The organism is Modestobacter sp. VKM Ac-2984 (assembly GCF_026967985.1).
GTDB lineage: Bacteria > Actinomycetota > Actinomycetes > Mycobacteriales > Geodermatophilaceae > Modestobacter.
Genome location: NZ_JAPVBJ010000002.1, coordinates 387,693 through 405,095 on the forward strand (window position 1 = coordinate 387,693; position 17,403 = coordinate 405,095).

The 17,403-nt window shown below is 75.2% G+C and carries 16 protein-coding genes; 8 read left to right on the plus strand and 8 right to left on the minus strand.

The annotated features are described in order from the left end of the window. Position 1: 1 nt before the first annotated feature. From O2W16_RS05730 to O2W16_RS05755, 6 genes are all read right to left on the minus strand, one after another. Positions 2-1,360: a glucose-6-phosphate dehydrogenase gene (locus O2W16_RS05730; RefSeq protein ID WP_269158118.1), complete on the minus strand. Its 1,359-nt coding sequence runs from the start codon at positions 1,358-1,360 to the stop codon at positions 2-4. 94 nt (positions 1,361-1,454) lie between these two features. Then, on the minus strand, positions 1,455-2,141 hold the full coding sequence (locus tag O2W16_RS05735; protein WP_269157843.1) for an ABC transporter ATP-binding protein: 687 nt from the start codon (positions 2,139-2,141) through the stop codon (positions 1,455-1,457). Then, positions 2,135-3,115 (minus strand): ABC transporter ATP-binding protein, encoded by a 981-nt coding sequence (locus O2W16_RS05740; RefSeq protein WP_269157844.1) that lies wholly within the window; start codon positions 3,113-3,115, stop codon positions 2,135-2,137. Before O2W16_RS05740 ends, O2W16_RS05735 begins: the two co-directional genes overlap by 7 nt. Next, entirely contained in the window at positions 3,112-3,933 is an 822-nt protein-coding gene (locus O2W16_RS05745) for an ABC transporter permease (RefSeq protein WP_269157845.1), read from the minus strand. Before O2W16_RS05745 ends, O2W16_RS05740 begins: the two co-directional genes overlap by 4 nt. After that, a complete protein-coding gene (locus O2W16_RS05750; RefSeq protein WP_269157846.1) occupies positions 3,926-4,972 on the minus strand; it encodes an ABC transporter permease in 1,047 nt (348 codons plus the stop codon). The genes O2W16_RS05745 and O2W16_RS05750 overlap by 8 nt, the downstream gene beginning before the upstream one ends. Continuing rightward, positions 4,969-6,558 carry an ABC transporter substrate-binding protein gene (locus O2W16_RS05755; protein ID WP_269157847.1) on the minus strand — a complete coding sequence of 530 codons (1,590 nt, stop codon included), beginning with the start codon at positions 6,556-6,558 and terminating at the stop codon, positions 4,969-4,971. Before O2W16_RS05755 ends, O2W16_RS05750 begins: the two co-directional genes overlap by 4 nt. A 216-nt stretch (positions 6,559-6,774) precedes the next feature. Here O2W16_RS05755 and O2W16_RS05760 point away from each other — a divergent pair, with 216 nt between their 5' ends. Further along, positions 6,775-8,400: an acyl-CoA dehydrogenase family protein gene (locus O2W16_RS05760; RefSeq protein ID WP_269157848.1), complete on the plus strand. Its 1,626-nt coding sequence runs from the start codon at positions 6,775-6,777 to the stop codon at positions 8,398-8,400. Positions 8,401-8,430: 30 nt separating this feature from the next. Continuing rightward, a complete protein-coding gene (locus tag O2W16_RS05765) occupies positions 8,431-8,820 on the plus strand; it encodes a hypothetical protein (protein ID WP_269157849.1) in 390 nt (129 codons plus the stop codon). Between the two features lie 18 nt (positions 8,821-8,838). Here O2W16_RS05765 and O2W16_RS05770 read toward each other — a convergent pair whose 3' ends face one another. Further along, a complete protein-coding gene (locus O2W16_RS05770) occupies positions 8,839-10,110 on the minus strand; it encodes a M18 family aminopeptidase (RefSeq protein ID WP_269157850.1) in 1,272 nt (423 codons plus the stop codon). 163 nt (positions 10,111-10,273) lie between these two features. On the opposite strand from O2W16_RS05770, the gene O2W16_RS05775 reads away from it, so the two are divergent. The 6 genes from O2W16_RS05775 to O2W16_RS05800 all read left to right on the plus strand — a co-directional run bounded on the left by O2W16_RS05775 (position 10,274) and on the right by O2W16_RS05800 (position 16,191). Further along, positions 10,274-11,830 carry an HNH endonuclease signature motif containing protein gene (locus tag O2W16_RS05775; protein WP_331253736.1) on the plus strand — a complete coding sequence of 519 codons (1,557 nt, stop codon included), beginning with the start codon at positions 10,274-10,276 and terminating at the stop codon, positions 11,828-11,830. A 102-nt stretch (positions 11,831-11,932) separates the two neighbouring features. Beyond that, positions 11,933-12,199, plus strand: a complete 267-nt coding sequence (locus O2W16_RS05780) for a hypothetical protein (protein ID WP_269157851.1) — start codon at positions 11,933-11,935, stop codon at positions 12,197-12,199. Positions 12,200-12,233: 34 nt separating this feature from the next. After that, positions 12,234-13,124: an AAA family ATPase gene (locus O2W16_RS05785; RefSeq protein ID WP_269157852.1), complete on the plus strand. Its 891-nt coding sequence runs from the start codon at positions 12,234-12,236 to the stop codon at positions 13,122-13,124. Continuing rightward, the gene (locus O2W16_RS05790; RefSeq protein ID WP_269157853.1) at positions 13,114-14,298 is read left to right on the plus strand and encodes a vWA domain-containing protein; all 1,185 of its coding nucleotides are present in this window, start codon (positions 13,114-13,116) and stop codon (positions 14,296-14,298) included. Before O2W16_RS05785 ends, O2W16_RS05790 begins: the two co-directional genes overlap by 11 nt. A gap of 74 nt (positions 14,299-14,372) precedes the next feature. Then, complete coding sequence (locus O2W16_RS05795; protein ID WP_269157854.1) at positions 14,373-15,494, plus strand: XdhC family protein; 1,122 nt, start codon at positions 14,373-14,375, stop codon at positions 15,492-15,494. 82 nt (positions 15,495-15,576) lie between these two features. Beyond that, positions 15,577-16,191, plus strand: coding sequence for an MOSC domain-containing protein (locus tag O2W16_RS05800; RefSeq protein ID WP_269157855.1), 615 nt, complete (start codon positions 15,577-15,579; stop codon positions 16,189-16,191). Here O2W16_RS05800 and O2W16_RS05805 read toward each other — a convergent pair. Next, complete coding sequence (locus O2W16_RS05805; protein WP_269157856.1) at positions 16,170-17,297, minus strand: NDMA-dependent alcohol dehydrogenase; 1,128 nt, start codon at positions 17,295-17,297, stop codon at positions 16,170-16,172. The two genes, O2W16_RS05800 and O2W16_RS05805, sit on opposite strands and share 22 nt — an antisense overlap. Positions 17,298-17,403 lie beyond the last annotated feature (106 nt).

The following is a 17,403-nucleotide window of genomic DNA, read 5'->3' on the forward strand; positions in this document are numbered from 1 at the left end:
CTCAGCCCGCGGCGGGGCCGGACGACCCGGCCGGGTACTCCTGCAGGGGCACCTCGCCCTTCGCCCAGGCGGCCAGGACCGGTTCGACGATCCGCCAGGACTGCTCGGCCTCCACGTCGCTGATCGACAGCGTGGCGTCCCCGGCCAGCACCTCCCGGAGCAGCAGGCCGTAGGCCGACAGGTCGTTCGGGGCCAGGTCGATGTCCAGGGCGCGGCGCTCGAGGTCGAACGGCTCGCCCGCCCCGTTGAGGTTGAGCTCCAGGGTGACGTGGTCCGGGTCGAGCCCCAGCCGCAGCACGTCGGACTCGAGCTGTTGGTCGCCGAAGGCCAGGTGCGGCACCGGCTTGAACCAGACGGCGATCTCCCGCCGGCCCGCGCCGAGCGCCTTGCCGCTGCGCAGCCGGAACGGGACGCCCGCCCAGCGCCAGTTGTCGATCGTCACCGTGAACTCGGCGTGGGTCTCGGTCTCCCGCGCCGGGTCGACCCCCTCCTCGCTGGTGTAGTCGGGCAGCTCCCGGCCCTCCACCGTCCCGGCGGTGTACCGCCCGCGGACGGTGTCCCGGGCCATGTCGGCCGGGGGGCGGACCGCGCGCAGCACGTCGGCCTTGCGTGCGGCCAGGCTCGGGCCGTCGACCGCGTTCGGCGGCTCCATCGCGACGATGGACAGCTGCTGGAGCAGGTGGTTCTGCAGCATGTCGCGCAGCGCACCCGCCCCGTCGTAGTACCCGGCGCGCCCCTCCAGGCCCAGCGTCTCGTCGAAGACGATCTCCACCCGGTCGATGTGGGAGGCGTTCCAGACCGGCTCGAACAGCCGGTTGGCGAAGCGCAGCCCGAGCACGTTGAGCACGGTCTGCTTGGCCAGGAAGTGGTCGGTGCGGAACGCCTGCGCCTCCGGGACCAGCCGGTGCAGGACGGCGTTGAGCTGCCGGGCGTCGGCCTCGTCGCGACCGAAGGGCTTCTCGACGGCGATCGTCGTCCCCTCGGGGAGCTCGACCTCGGTGAGCGCCTCGAGGGTGGGGAGGAAGACGGTGTTCGGCAGGGCCAGGTAGAGCACCGGGCGGCCCCGCACCCGGGCCAGCACCTGCCGGAGGTCGTCGGGGGAGGTGACGTCACCGCGCTGGTAGCCGAGCCGGCCGACCAGCTGGTCGCGGGCCTGCTCGGGCACCTGTGCGCCGTGCTCGGCGAGTCGGTCGCCCGCCCACTCCCGGTACTGCTGCTCCGACCAGTCGTCCCGGCCCACCGCCAGCACGTCGACGCCGCCGTCGAGCGCGTCGGCCTGGACCAGCTGGGCCAGCCCCGGGAGAAGCAGGCGCCCGGTGAGGTCGCCCGTCCCGCCGAGCACCACGAAGGTCGCCTGCATCGTCACCCCATCCGTCGTCGAGCCGGGCCGCCGTCCGCGGCCCCACCCTCGCGCCCTGCCCAGGGCGTGCCGAGCTGAACCCCCGGGCCGCGGATCAGGCCGGTCCCGCGACTGCCGCCCCCAGGGCGACGACGCGGTCGGCCCAGACGTCGAGCAGGGCGTCGTCGTGGCTGATGGCGAGCACGCCGAGCCGTCCGGCGCGCACCTCGGCGCCGACCACGCCGACCAGCGCGGCCGTCGTCGAGGCGTCGAGCATCGCGGTCATCTCGTCGCAGACCAGGTACCGCGGCCCGGACGCCAGGCTGCGGGCCAGACAGGCGCGCTGCAGCTGCCCGTCGCTCACCTCGTGCGGCCGCCGGTCGAGCAGGTCGGCGGTGAGCCCCACCCGGCCGGCGAGCTCGGCGACGCGCTCGGTCCGCGCCGTCGCGCCGGCCCGCGCCGCGGTGGCCAGCCCGCGCAGCCGCAGCGGCTCGGCGATCACGTCGCGCAGCCGCAGCCGGGCGTCGACCGAGCGGCGGGGCGACTGGAAGACCATCCCGACGGCGGTGCGCAGCCGCGGGTCCCGGGCGTAGCGGACGCCGGAGGCACCGACGCCGTCGATCTCGACCGTGCCCCGCTGCGGCGCCAGCAGCAGGGCGGCGACCCGGGCGAGGGTGGTCTTGCCCGTGCCGCTGGGCCCGGACAGGCCGACCACCTCCCCGGGGGCCACCCGCAGGTCGACGCCGCGCAGCACCGGGCGGCCCGGCTCGTACCCGGCGTCGACGCCGGTCAGGGTCAGCACGGGGCGCCTCCCGGCGGTCGGCAGCGGGTGGCCCGGAGGCCGTCGACGTGCACGGTCCCGCCGCCGTCGCACGGCCCGCTGTCCGGACGGCGGGCGTGCCAGGCGCACCCCGGCGGCAGGTCGGTCAGCGCGGGCGGGGACCCGGGGATCGGGACCAGCCCACCGGCGGGCAGCGCGCCCAGCAGGGCGCGGGTGTAGTCGTGCGCCGGGGCGGCGAGCACGGCGCCGGCCGGGCCGGTCTCGACCAGTCGGCTGGCGTACATGACCGCCAGGTCGTCGACGAGCCCGGGCGAGCGCTGCAGGGCGCCCAGGTCGTGGGTGATCAGCAGGACGGCGCACCCGGCGTCGGCCACCTCGCGCAGCAGTCGCAGGGTCCGGTCGACCAGCGGGCGGTCCAGCCCCGCGGTCGGCTCGTCGGCCAGCACCACCTCGGGGTCGCCGGCCAGTGCGAGGGCGGTGACCACCCGCTGCGCCATGCCGCCGGAGAGCTCGTGCGGGTGGCGGTCCAGGTCGGCCGGGGCCAGCCCGACCCGGATCGCCAGCTCGTCGGCGCGCTGCCGGCGGTCCACGCCCGGGGTGAGCTCGCCGACCGTCTCCTCCAGCTGGGCCCGCACGGTCCGCACCGGCGTGAGCGCGGTCGCCGCCGACTGCGGGACGAGCGCGACCCGCCGGCCGCGGACCGTCCGGCGGAGCACCCGGCCGGGCGCGGTCAGCAGGTCGACGGCCGGACCGTCCGTGCTGAGCAGTGCCCGCCCGGTGACGACGGCGTCGGCGGGCAGCAGCCGCAGCAGCGCGGCGGCCAGCACCGACTTCCCGCAGCCGCTCTCCCCGACCAGCGCGAGCACCCGGCCCGGGCGCAGCGCGAAGGAGACGTCGGTGGCGGCGTGCACGGCGCTGCCGGCGCCCCGACTGGCCCTCTGGCCGGTCGGGAAGCGCACGGAGAGGTCGGAGACGGTCAGCGCGGGGGCGGTCACAGCTGGGCTCCGGCGCGCTCGGGGAGGGCGGCGCGGTCGCGCAGGGCGGCACCGATCGCGGCCACGGCCAGGGTGGCCAGCACCAGGCCGAGCGCGGGGAAGACCAGCGTCCACCAGCCGCCGAGCAGCAGCGAGCTGCGGGCCTCCTGCAGCAGCGTGCCCAGGCTGGCCGCGTGCGGGGGCAGTCCGAGCCCCAGGAAGCTCAGCGTCGACTCGTGCCAGACCGCGTGCGGCAGCAGCAGCACGGCGGCGACCAGCGCCTGCGGCAGGGCGGCGGGCAGCAGGTGCCGGCGGACCACCCGCCAGCGGGTCGCCCCGCCGAGCAGGGCGGCGTCCACGTGCTCGCGGTCGCGCAACGACAGCACCTCCGCCCGGACGATCCGGGCCACCTGCGTCCAGTGGGTCAGCGCGATCGAGGCGATGATCGCGACCAGGCTGCCGCGGAACAGCGCGACCAGCACGATGCCCAGCAGCAGGTGCGGCACGGCGTTCACCCCGTCGACCACCCGCATCGTCAGCCGGTCGACCCAGCCGCCGGCGGCCGCGGACAGCGCCCCGACCAGGGCGCCGATCAGCACCGACAGCAGCGCACAGACCACGGCGATGAACAGGGAGACCCGCAGCCCGGCGGCGGTGCGGACGAACAGGTCCCGTCCGGCGGAGTCGGTGCCGAACAGGTGCGCCCAGCTGGGGCCCTGCCGGGCGGCGGCGAAGTCGGTGACCCGGTCGTCGACCCCGGCCAGCCAGGGCACCAGCAGCGCGTAGCCGGCCAGCAGCACCAGCAGGACGACGCCGGCGCGCAGGCGGCGGTCAGCCATCTGCGGCCACCCGGGGGTCCAGCAGCACGTAGGCCACGTCGGCCAGCAGCGAGCCGAGCAGGACGGCGGCGGTGGTCAGCAGGGTCAGCACCGCCAGCAGCGGGAAGTCCAGTTCGACGGCGGAGGTGACCACGGCCTGGGCGAGCCCCGGCCAGCTGAACACCTCCTCGACCAGCACCGCGCCGACGACCAGCTCGGGCAGCCGGGCGCCCAGCAGGGTCACGAACGGCAGCAGCGCGGTGGGCAGGGCGTGCCGCAACACGACCGTCGACTCCGCCAGCCCCCGCGCGCGGGCGGCGAGCACCGCGTCGTCGGCGAGCGCGGCCAGCAGCGACTGGCGCACGTTGAGCAGCAGCCAGGGCAGCTGCGAGGCGGCGAGGACGGCGGCCGGCAGCACCAGGTGCCGGGCCACCTGGCCGACGGTGAGCTCGGCGCCGGCGTCGGTGAGCCCGGCGACCGGCAGCCAGGCCAGCCCGAGGGCGAACAGCGCCACCGCGCCGAGGGCGATGACGAACGGCGGCACGGCCTGCAGCAGCAGGCAGGTCGAGGTGACCACCCGGTCGACCCAGCCGCCGCGGCGGGCGGCGCTCCAGGTGCCGAGCAGCAGCGCGGTGAGGACGGCGAGGCCCAGCGACACGCCGGTCAGCAGCAGCGTCCACGGCAGCCGCTCGGCCAGCACCTGGGCCACCGGCTGCCCGAAGGAGCGGGACACCCCCAGGTCGCCGGTGAGCAGCCCGCCCAGCCAGTCGCCGTACTGCTGCCACCAGGGGCGCCCGGTGCCCAGTTCGTCGGCGATCCGGGCCTGGGCCTGCTCGCTGGCGGTCAGGTACCGGTCGCCCAGGTACCCGGCGAGCGGGTCGAACGGCGAGGCGTCCGCGACGGCGAACACGCCGCCGGAGACGACGACCAGCACCGGGACGACGAACAGCAGCCGGCGCCGGGCCAGCCGCCCGGCCGCCCGCCACCGCACCCGCGGGGGCCGGGGTGCGGCAGGCGCGGCGTCGTCCACGCGGGGGGCGGGGAGCTCGGTGAGGGTCACCCGTCGCGCCGCCAGTCACGCAGGTTCCACCACGGGCCCCAGCTGACCCCGTGCGAGTGCGGCTCCAGCACCGGCTCGGTGCCGGTCCAGCCGTCGTCCTTCATCACGTAGACGTGCTCGAGGAAGACGAGCACCACCGCCGGCGGGTCGGCGACGAGCTGCCGCTGGACCTCGCGGTAGTCGGCGACCCGTTCGGCCTGGTCGGTGCTGCGGCGGGCCCGGTCCAGGGCGGCGTCCACGGTCGGGTTGCGGTAGTCGCTCGGGTTGTCGAACGGGCCGCCCACGCCGTCGGCGGTGAACGAGGAGTGCAGGGCGGCGTACAGCTGGGTGTCGGGGTCGTACGGGACGTCACCGCCGCCGAGCAGCGACCCGTCGACCGGGATCCGGGGGCGGAACTGCGGCCGGTCCACCGCCTCCAGGTCCACCTCGACGCCGACCGCGAGGGCGTCGGAGGCGAAGGCCTGGGCGAGGTCGCGGCGCAGGGTGTCCTCCGGGAAGTACATGACGGTGAACTCCGCCCGCTGCCCGTCACGAACCCGGACGCCGTCCGGGCCGGGCACCCAGCCGGCCTCGTCCAGCAGCCGCCGGGCCTCGTCCGGGTCGTGGGTGAAGACGGCCGACGGGTCGGTGAACTCGCCGAACACCGCCGGCACGAACGTGGATGCCGCCTCGCCGTGGCCGCCGAGCACCGACTCGACGATCGCGTCGCGGTCGACGGCGGCGTTCAGCGCCAGCCGCACGGCCGGGTCGCCGGTGACCGGGTCGCCGGCGGGGAGGGCGACCCCGCGCCAGTCGGCCGACGGGTGGCCGACCACGGTCAGCCCCTCGTCGTCGGCGAGGGTCTCGGCCAGCAGTGGCGGCAGCGTCGTCCCGTCGAACTCGCCGCTGGCCATCCGCTGCGCACGGGTGTTGTCGTCGGGGACGTACACCACCACCAGCTCCTCGACCTCCGGGGCGCCGTCCCAGTGGTCCGGGTTGGCCCGGAAGACGGTCTGGTCGCCCTGGCGCTCGGCCAGCACGTACGGGCCGGTGCCGATCGGGGCGGTGTTCAGCGGGGAGGCCTCCGCCGGGCCCGGGGTGGCCAGCGCCTCGGCGGGCGCGATGCCGAGCAGCAGCTTGCTCGGGAAGGGCACGTAGGGGTACGCCAGCCGGAAGACGACGGTCTGCGGGTCGACGGCCTCGACGCTGTCGACCATCGCGTAGCTGCCGGCGATGGGGGAGGCCGACGCCGGGTCGAGCACCGCCGCGTAGGTGGCCGCGACGTCCGCGGCGTCGAACGTGGTCCCGTCGCTGAAGGTGACGCCCTCGCGCAGCGGGACGGTCCACTCGGTGGCGTCGGCGTTCCCGCGCGGCAGCTCGGTGGCCAGCGACGGCTCCAGCTCGGGGATGCCCGCGCTGCCGCCCGTGAGGCGGACCAGGCCGTCGTAGACCCGGGAGTACCCGGTCTCGCCGTGGCCGGTGACCGGGTTGAACAGCTCGGGCTCGTAGGCGTCGGCCAGCACCAAGCGGTCGGAGTCGGCCTCGTCGCCGCCGGTGCTGCCGCCCGTGCCGGGCGCGGTGCAGGCGGTGAGCGCTGCCGTGGTCACGGTGAGGGCCACCAGGGATCGGGCGCGGGAGGACAACGGGGCTCCGTTCGGACGGCGGCGGACCCCGCTTGTTGCGAAGACCTCGCAGGACCGTAGTCGTTGCGAGTCGGTTGCAACAAGTCGCCACCTGACGGTTGCTACCCGTTCACCCGGCGGGCCGTGGTCCACTCCTGGGGAAGCGGGACGGGGGTCGGACCAGGTCGGCGAGGAGGCGCAGTGGGCAGCACGCACGAGGTCCTCAACCAGGCGCCGCCGCGGGTCGGCCTGGACGAGTACTCGACCAACCCGGCGCTGACCGAGGCCGTCGCGCGCTACGACGCCGGGTGGGCGGACGGCCACCTCGCCGAGGTCGGGTCGCTCGTCGGGCAGGCCGACTTCCAGCGGGACGCCGAGCTGGCGAACACCCACCCGCCGGTGTTCGCCGGCCACGACCGCTGGGGCAACCGGGTCGACGCGGTCGACTTCCACCCCGCCTACCACCGGATCAGCAGCGCGGCGGTCGCGCACGGCGCGCACACCAGTTGCTGGTCCGACCCGCGGCCCGGTGCGCACGTCGCCCGTGCGGCGGTGTTCATGCTCTTTGCCCAGGTCGAGCCCGGGCACGCCTGCCCGGTGAGCATGACCCACGCCGTCGTCCCCTCGCTGCGGACGACGCCGGAGCTGGCCGACGAGTGGCTGCCCCGGGTGTTCTCCCGGGACTACGACCCCGAGCTGCGCGACCCGGCCACCAAGACCTCGGCGGTCTTCGGCATGGCGATGACCGAGAAGCAGGGCGGCTCGGACGTGCGGGCCAACACCACCCGGGCGGTCGACGCCGGCGACGGCACCTGGCGGCTGACCGGGCACAAGTGGTTCTGCTCGGCCCCGCAGTCCGACGCCTTCCTGGTGCTCGCCCAGACCGCCGCCGGCCTCTCCTGCTTCCTGGTGCCCCGGGTGCTGCCGGGCGGTGACCGCAACGTGTTCCGCATCCAGCGGCTCAAGGACAAGCTGGGCAACCGGTCGAACGCCTCCTCGGAGATCGAGCTCGAGGACACCGTCGCGTGGCTCGTCGGCGAGGAGGGGCGCGGCGTCCGCGCCATCATCGAGATGGTCGGCCAGACCCGGCTGGACTGCGTGCTGGGGAGCGCGGCCGGCATGCGGCAGGCCGTCGCCGAGGCGGCCTGGCACACCCGGCACCGCAGCGCCTTCGGCGCCACCCTGATCGACCAGCCGGCGATGACCGCCGTCGTCGCCGACCTGCAGCTGGAGGCCGAGGCCGCCACCTGGACCGCGCTCCGGGTGGCCGCGGCCTACGACCACGAGGACGCCGAGTCGGTCGCGTTCCGCCGGCTGGCCACCGCGGTGGCCAAGTACTGGGTCTGCAAGCGCGGGCCGCACCACGCCTACGAGGCGCTGGAGTGCCTGGGCGGCAACGGCTACACCGAGGCGTTCCCGCTGGCCCGCCGCTACCGGGAGCAGCCGGTGATGGCGGTCTGGGAGGGCTCGGGGAACGTGATCGCTCTCGACGTCCTCCGGGCGATGGCCCGTGAGCCGGGGTCGGTGGCCGCCGTCGACCGGGAGGTCTCCTCGGCGCTGGGGCAGCACCGGGTCTTCGACGCCCATGTGCAGGCGACCCGGGCCCTGATCGGCCGGGTGCAGGCGGACCCGGGGAGCGCGCCGCAGCACGCCCGCCGGGTCGTGGAGGCGCTGGCGCTCGCCCTGCAGGGCGCCGTGCTGATCCGTGAGGCACCGGCCGCCGTCGCCGACGCCTTCGTCTCTGCCCGGCTCGGGCCCGACCGCAGCCTGGGGTACGGCGCCCTCGACCCCGGCCTGGACCTCGCCGCGATCGCGGCGCGCGCCTGATCGGGCTCGATCGGCCCTATCCTGCGGCGCATGACCGGACGTCGAACCGCCCTGACCGCCGGCGCGGCCGGGCTCAGCGTGCTCGCCTGGGTCGCGTGGCTGGCCTGGGACCGGGAGTACCAGTTCGACCCGGAGACCAGCACGACCTCGGGCCCCTACGAGACGTGGCAGGTGGTCGGCTGCGTGCTGACGCTGCTGGCCGCCGCGGTGCTGGCCGGGTGGGTGCGGCGGCCACTGGTCGCGGCGCTGATGGTGACCGTGCCGTTCACCCTCTGCTGGACGGTCGACGCAGCCCTCCAGGACGAGACCGGGCTCTTCATGGTGGGCGCCCTGCTGATCGCCGTGGGCCTGTTCCTCGGCTCGCTCCTCGTCGCGATCGGGGTCGGCCGGGCCCCGGGCCGCCGGCGCATCGACGCCTGACCCTCCCCTGGGGACCGGTCAGTCGGTGAAGCAGGCGGTCAGCGCGCCGACCATCAGCGGGACGTCGAGGGCCGAGGCCAGCTCCCGGGCCGAGTGCATGGCCAGCATCGGCGCGCCGACGTCGACCGTCGCGACGCCCAGCCGGGTCGCCGTCAGCGGGCCGATCGTGCTCCCGCAGGGCAGGTCGGCCCGGGTGACGAACCACTGCACCGGCACCGATGCCTCCGCGCAGCGATCGGCGAACCAGCCGCTGGTGACGGCGTCGGTGGCGTAGGCCTGGTTCGCGTTCACCTTCAGCACCGGCCCGCCGCCCAGCTGCGGCTGGTGGCCCGGCTCGTGCCGGTCGGCCCGGGTGGGGTGCAGCGCGTGGGCCATGTCCGCCGAGACCAGCCGGGACTGCGCCAGGGCCCGGGGGAGCGCCTGCGGGTCATCGGCGTCCAGGACCGCCACCAGCCGACGGACGACGTCCTCCAGGAAGCTGCCGCGGGCCCCGGACATCGAGCCGCTGCCCACCTCCTCGTGGTCGTTGGCGACCAGCAGCTGGGTGCGGCGGGTGGCCGCCGCGGCGACCAGCGCCGTCACCCCGGCGTGGCAGCTGGCCAGGTTGTCCAGCCGTGGTGCGGCGACCCAGCTGCCGTCGGCGCCGGTGCGGGCGGCCGGCTGGGTGTCGGCGAGCACCAGGTCGTGCCCGACGACGTCCTGCACGGCCGCGCCCACCGCGGCGGCCAGCGCCTCCCGCAGGCCCGGCTCGGTGCCCACGTCCTGGGACCACACCGGCACCAGCTCGCGCTGCGGGTCCAGCTTCAGACCGTCGCGGACGCCGCGGTCCAGGTGGATCGCCAGGGACGGCAGTCGCAGGGGCGCACCCGGCAGCCGGACCAGGGCGGTGCCGCCGCCACGCAATGCGACCCGCCCGGCCACGGTGAGCTCCCGGTCCAGCCAGGTGTGCCAGAGCCCGCCGCCGTAGGGCTCGACGCCGACCAGCCGGTACCCGGCCTGCCGGACGTCGTCCCGCGGCCGCACCTTGAACGTGGGGGAGTCGGTGTGTGCGCCGACCAGCCGCAGCCCCGCCTCGGCCGGCGACGCGCTGCCCACCCGGAAGGCGATCAGGCTGCCGTGCCGGACGACGAAGTGCTGCCCGCCGGGGGCCAGCTCCCACCGGTCGGCCTCGGTCAGCTCGGTGAAGCCGGCCGCACCCAGCCGCCGGGCCAGCTCCGCGACAGCGTGCGACGGGGACGGGGAGGCGTCGACGAAGGCCCGCAGGTCGTCACCGAGGGAGAGGTCCGGCATGGGCCCCATCTTGCTCGACGGCCTCGGGCCCGGCCGACCTTGAGCCGCCGGACCGACCGTGGGGCCGGGCCCCGACACGGCTCAACAGTCGGCGAAGCGGCTCGACCCGCCGGTGACCCCGTTCCTCCCCGAAACCGTCGGACCTCGAACGTATGTTCGATGCGTGACGACGACGGCTCCCTTCTCCGGCCCGCTGGGCGCGGTGGTCGACGTCTTCTTCACCGGCGAGTCGCACCGCGACCTGGCGGGGCTGTCCTCTGATGAGCGGGTGGCGGCCCGGTTGCAGGGCGTGCAGCGGCGGCGGGCGATGGAGGCCGCAGAGGAGGCAGAGCTGATCCTGGAGCTGGCCGGTCGGCGGCCTGCCACCCCGGACCCGGATGGGCCGGGTGCCCGACGGCCGGGCTGGGCCAGTGAGTCCGGTGGCGCCGAGATCAGCGAGTTCTTCCTCGCCGAGCTGTCCGCGGTGCTGAACCTGGGTCGCGGGACCGCGGCGGTGCGGTTGCGGCGGGCACTGACCTGGTCGCAGAAGCTCCCGGGCACCGTCACCGCTCTGGCGGCCGGGGAGCTGGATGAGCGGCGGGCCCATGTGCTGGCCGACGTCCTGGAACACACCCCGGCGCAGATCGCCGGGCAGGTCGAGGACGCGCTGCTCGGTGAGGCGGCCGGTCTGTCGGTGGCCCGGCTGGAGAGGCGCGCCACCGAGGAGCTGCTCCGGCTGGACGCCGCCGCCGCCGAGGAGCGTCGGGCAGAGGCGGAGAAGACCGCCGACGTACGGGTGCACCCCTCGCCCACCGACGGGCGGTCGATGCTGGCCGCGGACCTGCCCACCGATGAGGCCGTGGAGTGCCACGACCTGCTCGACCAACTGGCCCGAATGCTCAAGGCCGATGGCGATCCTCGCCCGATCGGGGCGCTGCGGGCGCACGTGTTGTCGCTGTTGATCCGCCGCCCTGCCGACTCCGGGCTGCCCGCGGTGGCCGTGAACCTCACGGTCATCGCCGAGCTGGCAGCGCTGGCCGGGGCGAGCAGTGCCCCGGGTGAGGTGAACGGGCTGTCGATCACCGCCACCCACCTCCGCGAACTCCTGGCCCGAGTCGGCGCCCTCGGCCTCACCGCCCCCGACGGCGGGACCCTCACCTACGCCCTCACGGGGCCGGACGGGCAGCTGCTGGCCACGGTGACGCCCGCCGAGCTGGCCCGGCTGGCCCGCCGCGGCTGTCCCCAGCACCCCGACAGTGGCAGCACCGGCGCCGCCGAGTGGACCGTGGACACCGCCGGCCGGGATGTCAGCGAGGCCTGTGACTGTGTGGTCCTCGGGCCGCCGCCGGTGACCGCTGCCTACCGGCCCACCGACCGGCAACGGGCCTTCGTCACCACCCGCGACCGGCGCTGCCGGTTCCCCAACTGCGGGCAACGGGTCGGCTGGACAGATCTGGACCACGTCACCGCCCACGCCTGCGGCGGGGCGACCGACTGCGCCAACCTCTGCTGCCTGTGTCGTAGCCACCACCGACTCAAGACCTTCGCCCCCGGCTGGCAGTACCGGATGGACAGAGACGGCGCCCTGCACGTCACGACACCTTCCGGGGTCACGCGCATCACTCGCCCGCCAGGCCAGCGATCACCCGGCTCCCGATCACACCCCCCGAACCCGGAGCCCGGACCACCACCCGGCGCGCCACCACCGCTGGACCCGCTCGACGAGCCGCCGCCGTTCTGAGCCTTCGTTCCTCGTGCCTGCCTGCCGTCTCGGCCTGTGTCGGCGCCCGCGCTGACCGCAGTCCGGGCGTTTCGTCGCCGACGCGCGGGTAGGTCGGAGTGCATGGCCGACGACATCGAGATCGATGCCCAGGGTGAGCACGGCTACCTCGTGACCCAGCTGAGCGAGCTGGAGGACGTGCGCACCTGGTTCACGGTGACGCCCGAGGTGATGGACCAGCTGGGCTCCGACGACGAGGAGGACGTGGTGCTGCGCACCGTGCAGTTCCTGCGCAAGCACCAGGACGTCGCCGACTTCCCGGAGACCCTGGACCTGGAAGACGTCATCGCCAGCTACGACGACTACCTGACGGTGATGACGGCGGACTGATCACGGCCGGGGCGCGGGTGGGATGCTGCGACCTGTGACCGAGCCCACCTTGCCCGCCGACCCCGCTGCGCTGGCCGCGTCGCTCGAGGCCACCGGCTACCTGCCCGACGAGGGCCTGGCGACGGCGGCCTACCTGGCGCTGGTGATGCACCGGCCGCTGTTCCTCGAGGGGGAGGCCGGGGTCGGCAAGACGGCGCTGGCCCGCGCGCTCGCCGACGTCACCGGCCGGCCGATCTACCGGCTGCAGTGCTACGAGGGGCTGGAGGCCAGCCACGCCCTCTACGACTGGGACTTCGGCCGTCAGCTGCTGCACCTGCGCGCCGCCGAGGCCGCCGGTGCCGCCGAGCGCGCCGAGGAGCTGGAGGCCTCTCTCTACGACCGGCGGTTCCTGCTGGCCCGCCCGCTGCTGCAGGCGCTGGAGGACTCCCCCTCGGTGCTGCTGATCGACGAGGTCGACCGGGCCGACGACGAGTTCGAGGCGTTCCTGCTCGAGGTGCTCAGCGACTTCACCATCTCCATCCCGGAGCTGGGGACGATCCGCGCGGAGACCCCGCCGCTCGTCGTCCTCACCTCCAACCGCACCCGCGAGGTGCACGACGCGCTCAAGCGCCGCTGCCTCTACCACTGGCTGGAGCACCCCGACTTCGATCGCGAGGTGGCGATCCTGCGCCGCCGGCTGCCCGACGTCACCGAGGAGCTGGCCCGCCAGGTCGCCCGCGCCACGGCCCGGCTCCGCGAGCTCGACCTGCTCAAGCCGCCCGGCGTGGCCGAGGCGATGGACTGGGCCACCGCACTGCACGCCCTCGGCGCCCGCGAGCTCGACCCGGACACCGCGGCCCGCACGCTGGGCGCGGTGCTGAAGTACCGGGAGGACACCGACCGCGTGCACGCACTCGCCCGGGGAGCGCTCTTCGGTGGCGGCTGACCAGCGGCGGGACGTCGTCACCACGGTGCTCGGGTTCGCCCGCACGCTGCGGCACTCCGGCGTCGACGCCTCCCCCGACCGGGTCGAGGCGATGCTGGCCGCCGTCGCCCACCTCGACGTGCTGGACCCCACCGCCGTCTACTGGTCCGGTCGGCTGACGCTCTGCGCGAGCCCCGACGACCTGGAGCGCTACGACGCCGGGTTCGCCGCGTACTTCGGGGGCGAGGCGCCGCGGGCGCGGCGGCCGTCGGGGGCGGAGGAGCAGCGGGTGGCCCAGTCCGCGCCGCTGCAGACCGGCGAGGGCAGTCAGGAGGGCGGGGAGCCCACCGAGCTCGCCACCCAGGCCAGCGGCGAGGAGGTGCTCCGGCACCGGGACGTCGCCGAGCTGACCGTCGCCGAACGCGACCAGCTGCGCCGGCTGTTCGCCCTGCTCGCCCCGGCCACCCCGATGCGTGCGTCGCGGCGCCGCAGCCCCTCGGCGCACGGCTCCATCCACCAGGCGCGCACGGTCCGGCGGGCGCTCCGCGACGGCGGGGAGATCACCCGGCTGGTGCACCACCGGGCCCGCCCGCGCCCGCGCCGGGTGGTGCTGCTGATCGACGTCTCCGGGTCGATGAGCCCCTACGCCGACGCGCTCCTGCGGTTCGCGCACGCCGCCGTCCGGGCCCGGCCGGCCAGCACCGAGGTGTTCACCATCGGCACCCGGCTGACCCGGGTGACCCGCGAGCTGCGGCTGCGGGACCCGGACAAGGCGCTGGCCGCCAGCGGTTCGGCGATCCCCGACTGGTCCGGCGGCACCCGGATCGGCGAGGTGCTCAAGGCCTTCCTGGACCGCTGGGGCCAGCGCGGCACCGCCCGCGGCGCGATCGTGGTGGTCTGCAGCGACGGCTGGGAGCGCGGGGGGCCGGAGCTGCTGGGCGAGCAGATGACCCGGCTGGCCCGGCTGGCGCACGCCGTCGTCTGGGTGAACCCGCACAAGGGCCGGGCCGGCTACGAGCCGCTGACCGGCGGGATGGTGGCGGCGCTGCCGTCGATCGACTGCTTCGTCGCCGGGCACAGCCTTGCCGCCTTCGAGGAACTGGCGAGGGTCATCGAGAGGATCCCGGGCTCCTCACCACTCGCACGCTCACGGCGAGCCTCTGCCCGAGGCCGACAGGAGGAGTCTCATGCCTGAAGGACCTCGGTCCCCTCACCACTCGCAAGCTCGCGGCGAGCCTCTGCCCGAGGCCGACCGACAGGAGGACGCAGATGCGCGATGTACTCGATGACCTGGTCGGGTGGTGGCAGGCGGGGGAGACCGTCGGCGTGGGCACCGTGGTGGCCACCTGGCGTTCCGCGCCGCGACCGGCGGGGGCGTCGATGCTGGTCGGTCCGGACGGGACGGCGGTCGGCAGCGTCTCCGGCGGCTGCGTCGAGGGCGCGGTCTACGCCGAGGCGCAGGACGTCCTCACCAGCGGCGAACCCACCCTGGAGCGGTACGGGGTGAGCGACGACGACGCCTTCGCCGTCGGCCTGACCTGCGGCGGGATCCTCGACGTCTACGTGGAGGCGATCTCCCGGGAGTCCTTCCCCGAGCTCGGCGACGTCGCCGCGTCGGTGGGTGCGCACGAGCCGGTCGCCGTCGTCACCTGCGTCAAGGGCCCGGCCGACCGGCTGGGCAAGCGGCTGGTGCTCTGGCCGGACCGTGCCTCGGGCACGCTCGGCCTCCAGCGGCTGGACGACGCCGTCGCCGACGACGCCCGCGGCATGCTCGCCGCCGGCCGGACGGCGACCCTCACCTACGGCCACGACGGCGAGCGGCGCGGCGACGAGCTGACGCTGTTCGTCTCCTCCTTCGCCCCACCGGCCCGGATGGTCGTCTTCGGCGCGATCGACTTCGCCGCCGCCGTCGCCCGGGTGGGGTCCTTCCTCGGCTACCGGGTCACCGTCTGCGACGCCCGGCCGGTGTTCGCCACCGCCCGCCGCTTCCCCGACGCCGACGAGGTCGTCGTGGAGTGGCCGCACAAGTACCTGCAGGCCCAGGTGGACGCCGGGGCGCTCGACGAGCGCACGGTGCTGTGCGTGCTCACCCACGACCCGAAGTTCGACGTCCCGCTGCTGGAGGTCGCGCTCCGGCTGCCGGTGGCCTACGTCGGTGCGATGGGCTCCCGGCGCACCCACGACGAGCGGCTGGCGCGGCTGCGCGAGGCCGGGCTGGCCGAGGACGAACTGGTCCGTCTCGCCTCCCCGATCGGGCTGGACCTGGGCGCCCGCACCCCGGAGGAGACCGCCGTCTCGATCGCCGCGGAGATCATCGCGGGCCGCTGGGGCGGCACCGGTGAGCGGCTGGCCGAGGTCGCCGGCCCCATCCACCGCACCGCTGACCGCTGAGAGGGGCCGATATCGCGACTTCGGCCCCTCCTCGACCACCAGAACGGCCATCCTGGTGGTCGAGGAGGGGGACGATCGGCGGGTGACGGACGACGACCTGCCGTACCGCTGCGACGTCGAGGTCGTCGGGCTGCTCGCCTCGCCGGCGCACCGCTACGACGGGCGGCCGGACGCCGAGGTCGCGGCCCGCCCCGTGGAGTCACAGGACCGGATCGAGGTGCGCGCCGGCCTGGGGGTCGTCGGTGACCGCTACTTCGGCCGGCCCGCCCACCGGGACGCCTCGGTGACCGTGCTGGCGGTCGAGGCGCTGGAGGCCCTGGCGCAGGAGCTGGGCAACCAACCGTTCGACCCGCTCGCGGCCCGCCGCAACGTCGTGCTTCGGGGTGCGGAGGTCGAGGCGCTGCGCGGGCAGCTGTTCAGCCTGGACTGCGGCGAGGGGGTCGTCGTCCTCGCCGGTGGGCGGCCGGCCCACCCGTGCGCCTGGATGGACCTGGTGCTCGCGCCCGGTGCCCACCGCGGCCTGCGGGGGCGCGGCGGGGTGCGGTGCGCGCCGCGGACGGACGGCATCCTGCGTCTGGGGGCGGCGGTGTTGCGCTCCGCTGTCCCGCTGGACCCGGCGCAGGCGGGTGCCGCCGTGCGGCCCGCGCCCCGTCCACCGACGGGGCGCGGGCTCGGTCAGCGGTCGGCGTCGGTGTAGACGACCATCCCGCGGATGTTCTTGCCCTCGCGCATGTCCTGGTACCCCTGGTTGATCTCCGCCAGGGAGTACTTCTGGGTCACCAGCCCGTCCAGCTTGAGCTGACCTGCCTGGTAGAGGGCGAGCAGGGCGGGGATCTCCGCGCGCGGGTTCGCACCGCCGAAGATCGCGCCCTGCAGGTCCTTCTGCAGCAGGGTGAACTCGAACAGGTTGAGCTTCACGTCCATGTTGGCTGCGTTGCCCATGCCGGTGACGACGACCCGGCCGCCCTTGCCGATCATCGAGACCGCGGCCTGGACGTCCTCCCCCTGGATGTCGCCGACGGTGATGATCGCCTTCTCCGCCATCCGGCCCCAGGTCATCTCGTTGACCACCGGGGTGGCCTCCTCGACGCTGGAGAAAACGTGGGTGGCGCCGAAGTCCTTGGCCCACTGGTGCTTCCCGGCGACCGGCTCGATCACCACCACCCGCAGCGCCCCGGCGGCCGCGGCGCCCTGGATGGCGTTCATGCCCACGCCGCCGGCGCCCATGATCACGACCGTCTCACCCGGCCGGACGTCGGCCACCTTGGTCGCCGAGCCCCAGCCCGTGGTCACGCCGCAGCCGACCAGTGCGGCCACCTCCAGCGGGATGCTCGGGTCGATCTTGACCACCGACGCCTGGTGCACGGTGATGTAGGGCGCGAACGTGCCGAGCAGGCACATCGGGACGACGTCCTTGCCGCCGGCCTGGACCCGGTAGGAGCCGTCGGAGATCGACGTCCCGGCCAGCAGGCTGGCGCCGAGGTCGCACAGGTTCTGGTGGCCGTTGGAACACGGCGGGCACTGCCCGCAGGCCGGGATGAACGCGGTGACGACGTGGTCGCCGACGGCCAGCCCGGTGACGCCCGGGCCCACCTCGGTGATGACGCCGGCGCCCTCGTGCCCGCCGAGCACCGGGTAGGAGCCGACCGGGGTGCCCCCGGTGACCAGGTGCTCGTCGGAGTGGCACAGCCCGGAGGCCGCCAGTTCCACGGTGACCTCGTTGGCGCGGGGGTCCCCGATCTCGATCTCCTCGATCGACCACTCCTGGCCGACTCCCCACAGGATGGCGCCCTTGGTCTTCAACTGATGTCCTCCAGGTCTGCTGCGACCACGTCGTCGTTGATGTGGTCTCGCTCACAGACTGCGGAGGGAGGAGGGCGACGTCAAGGCGGGATGGCGGGGAGGCCGC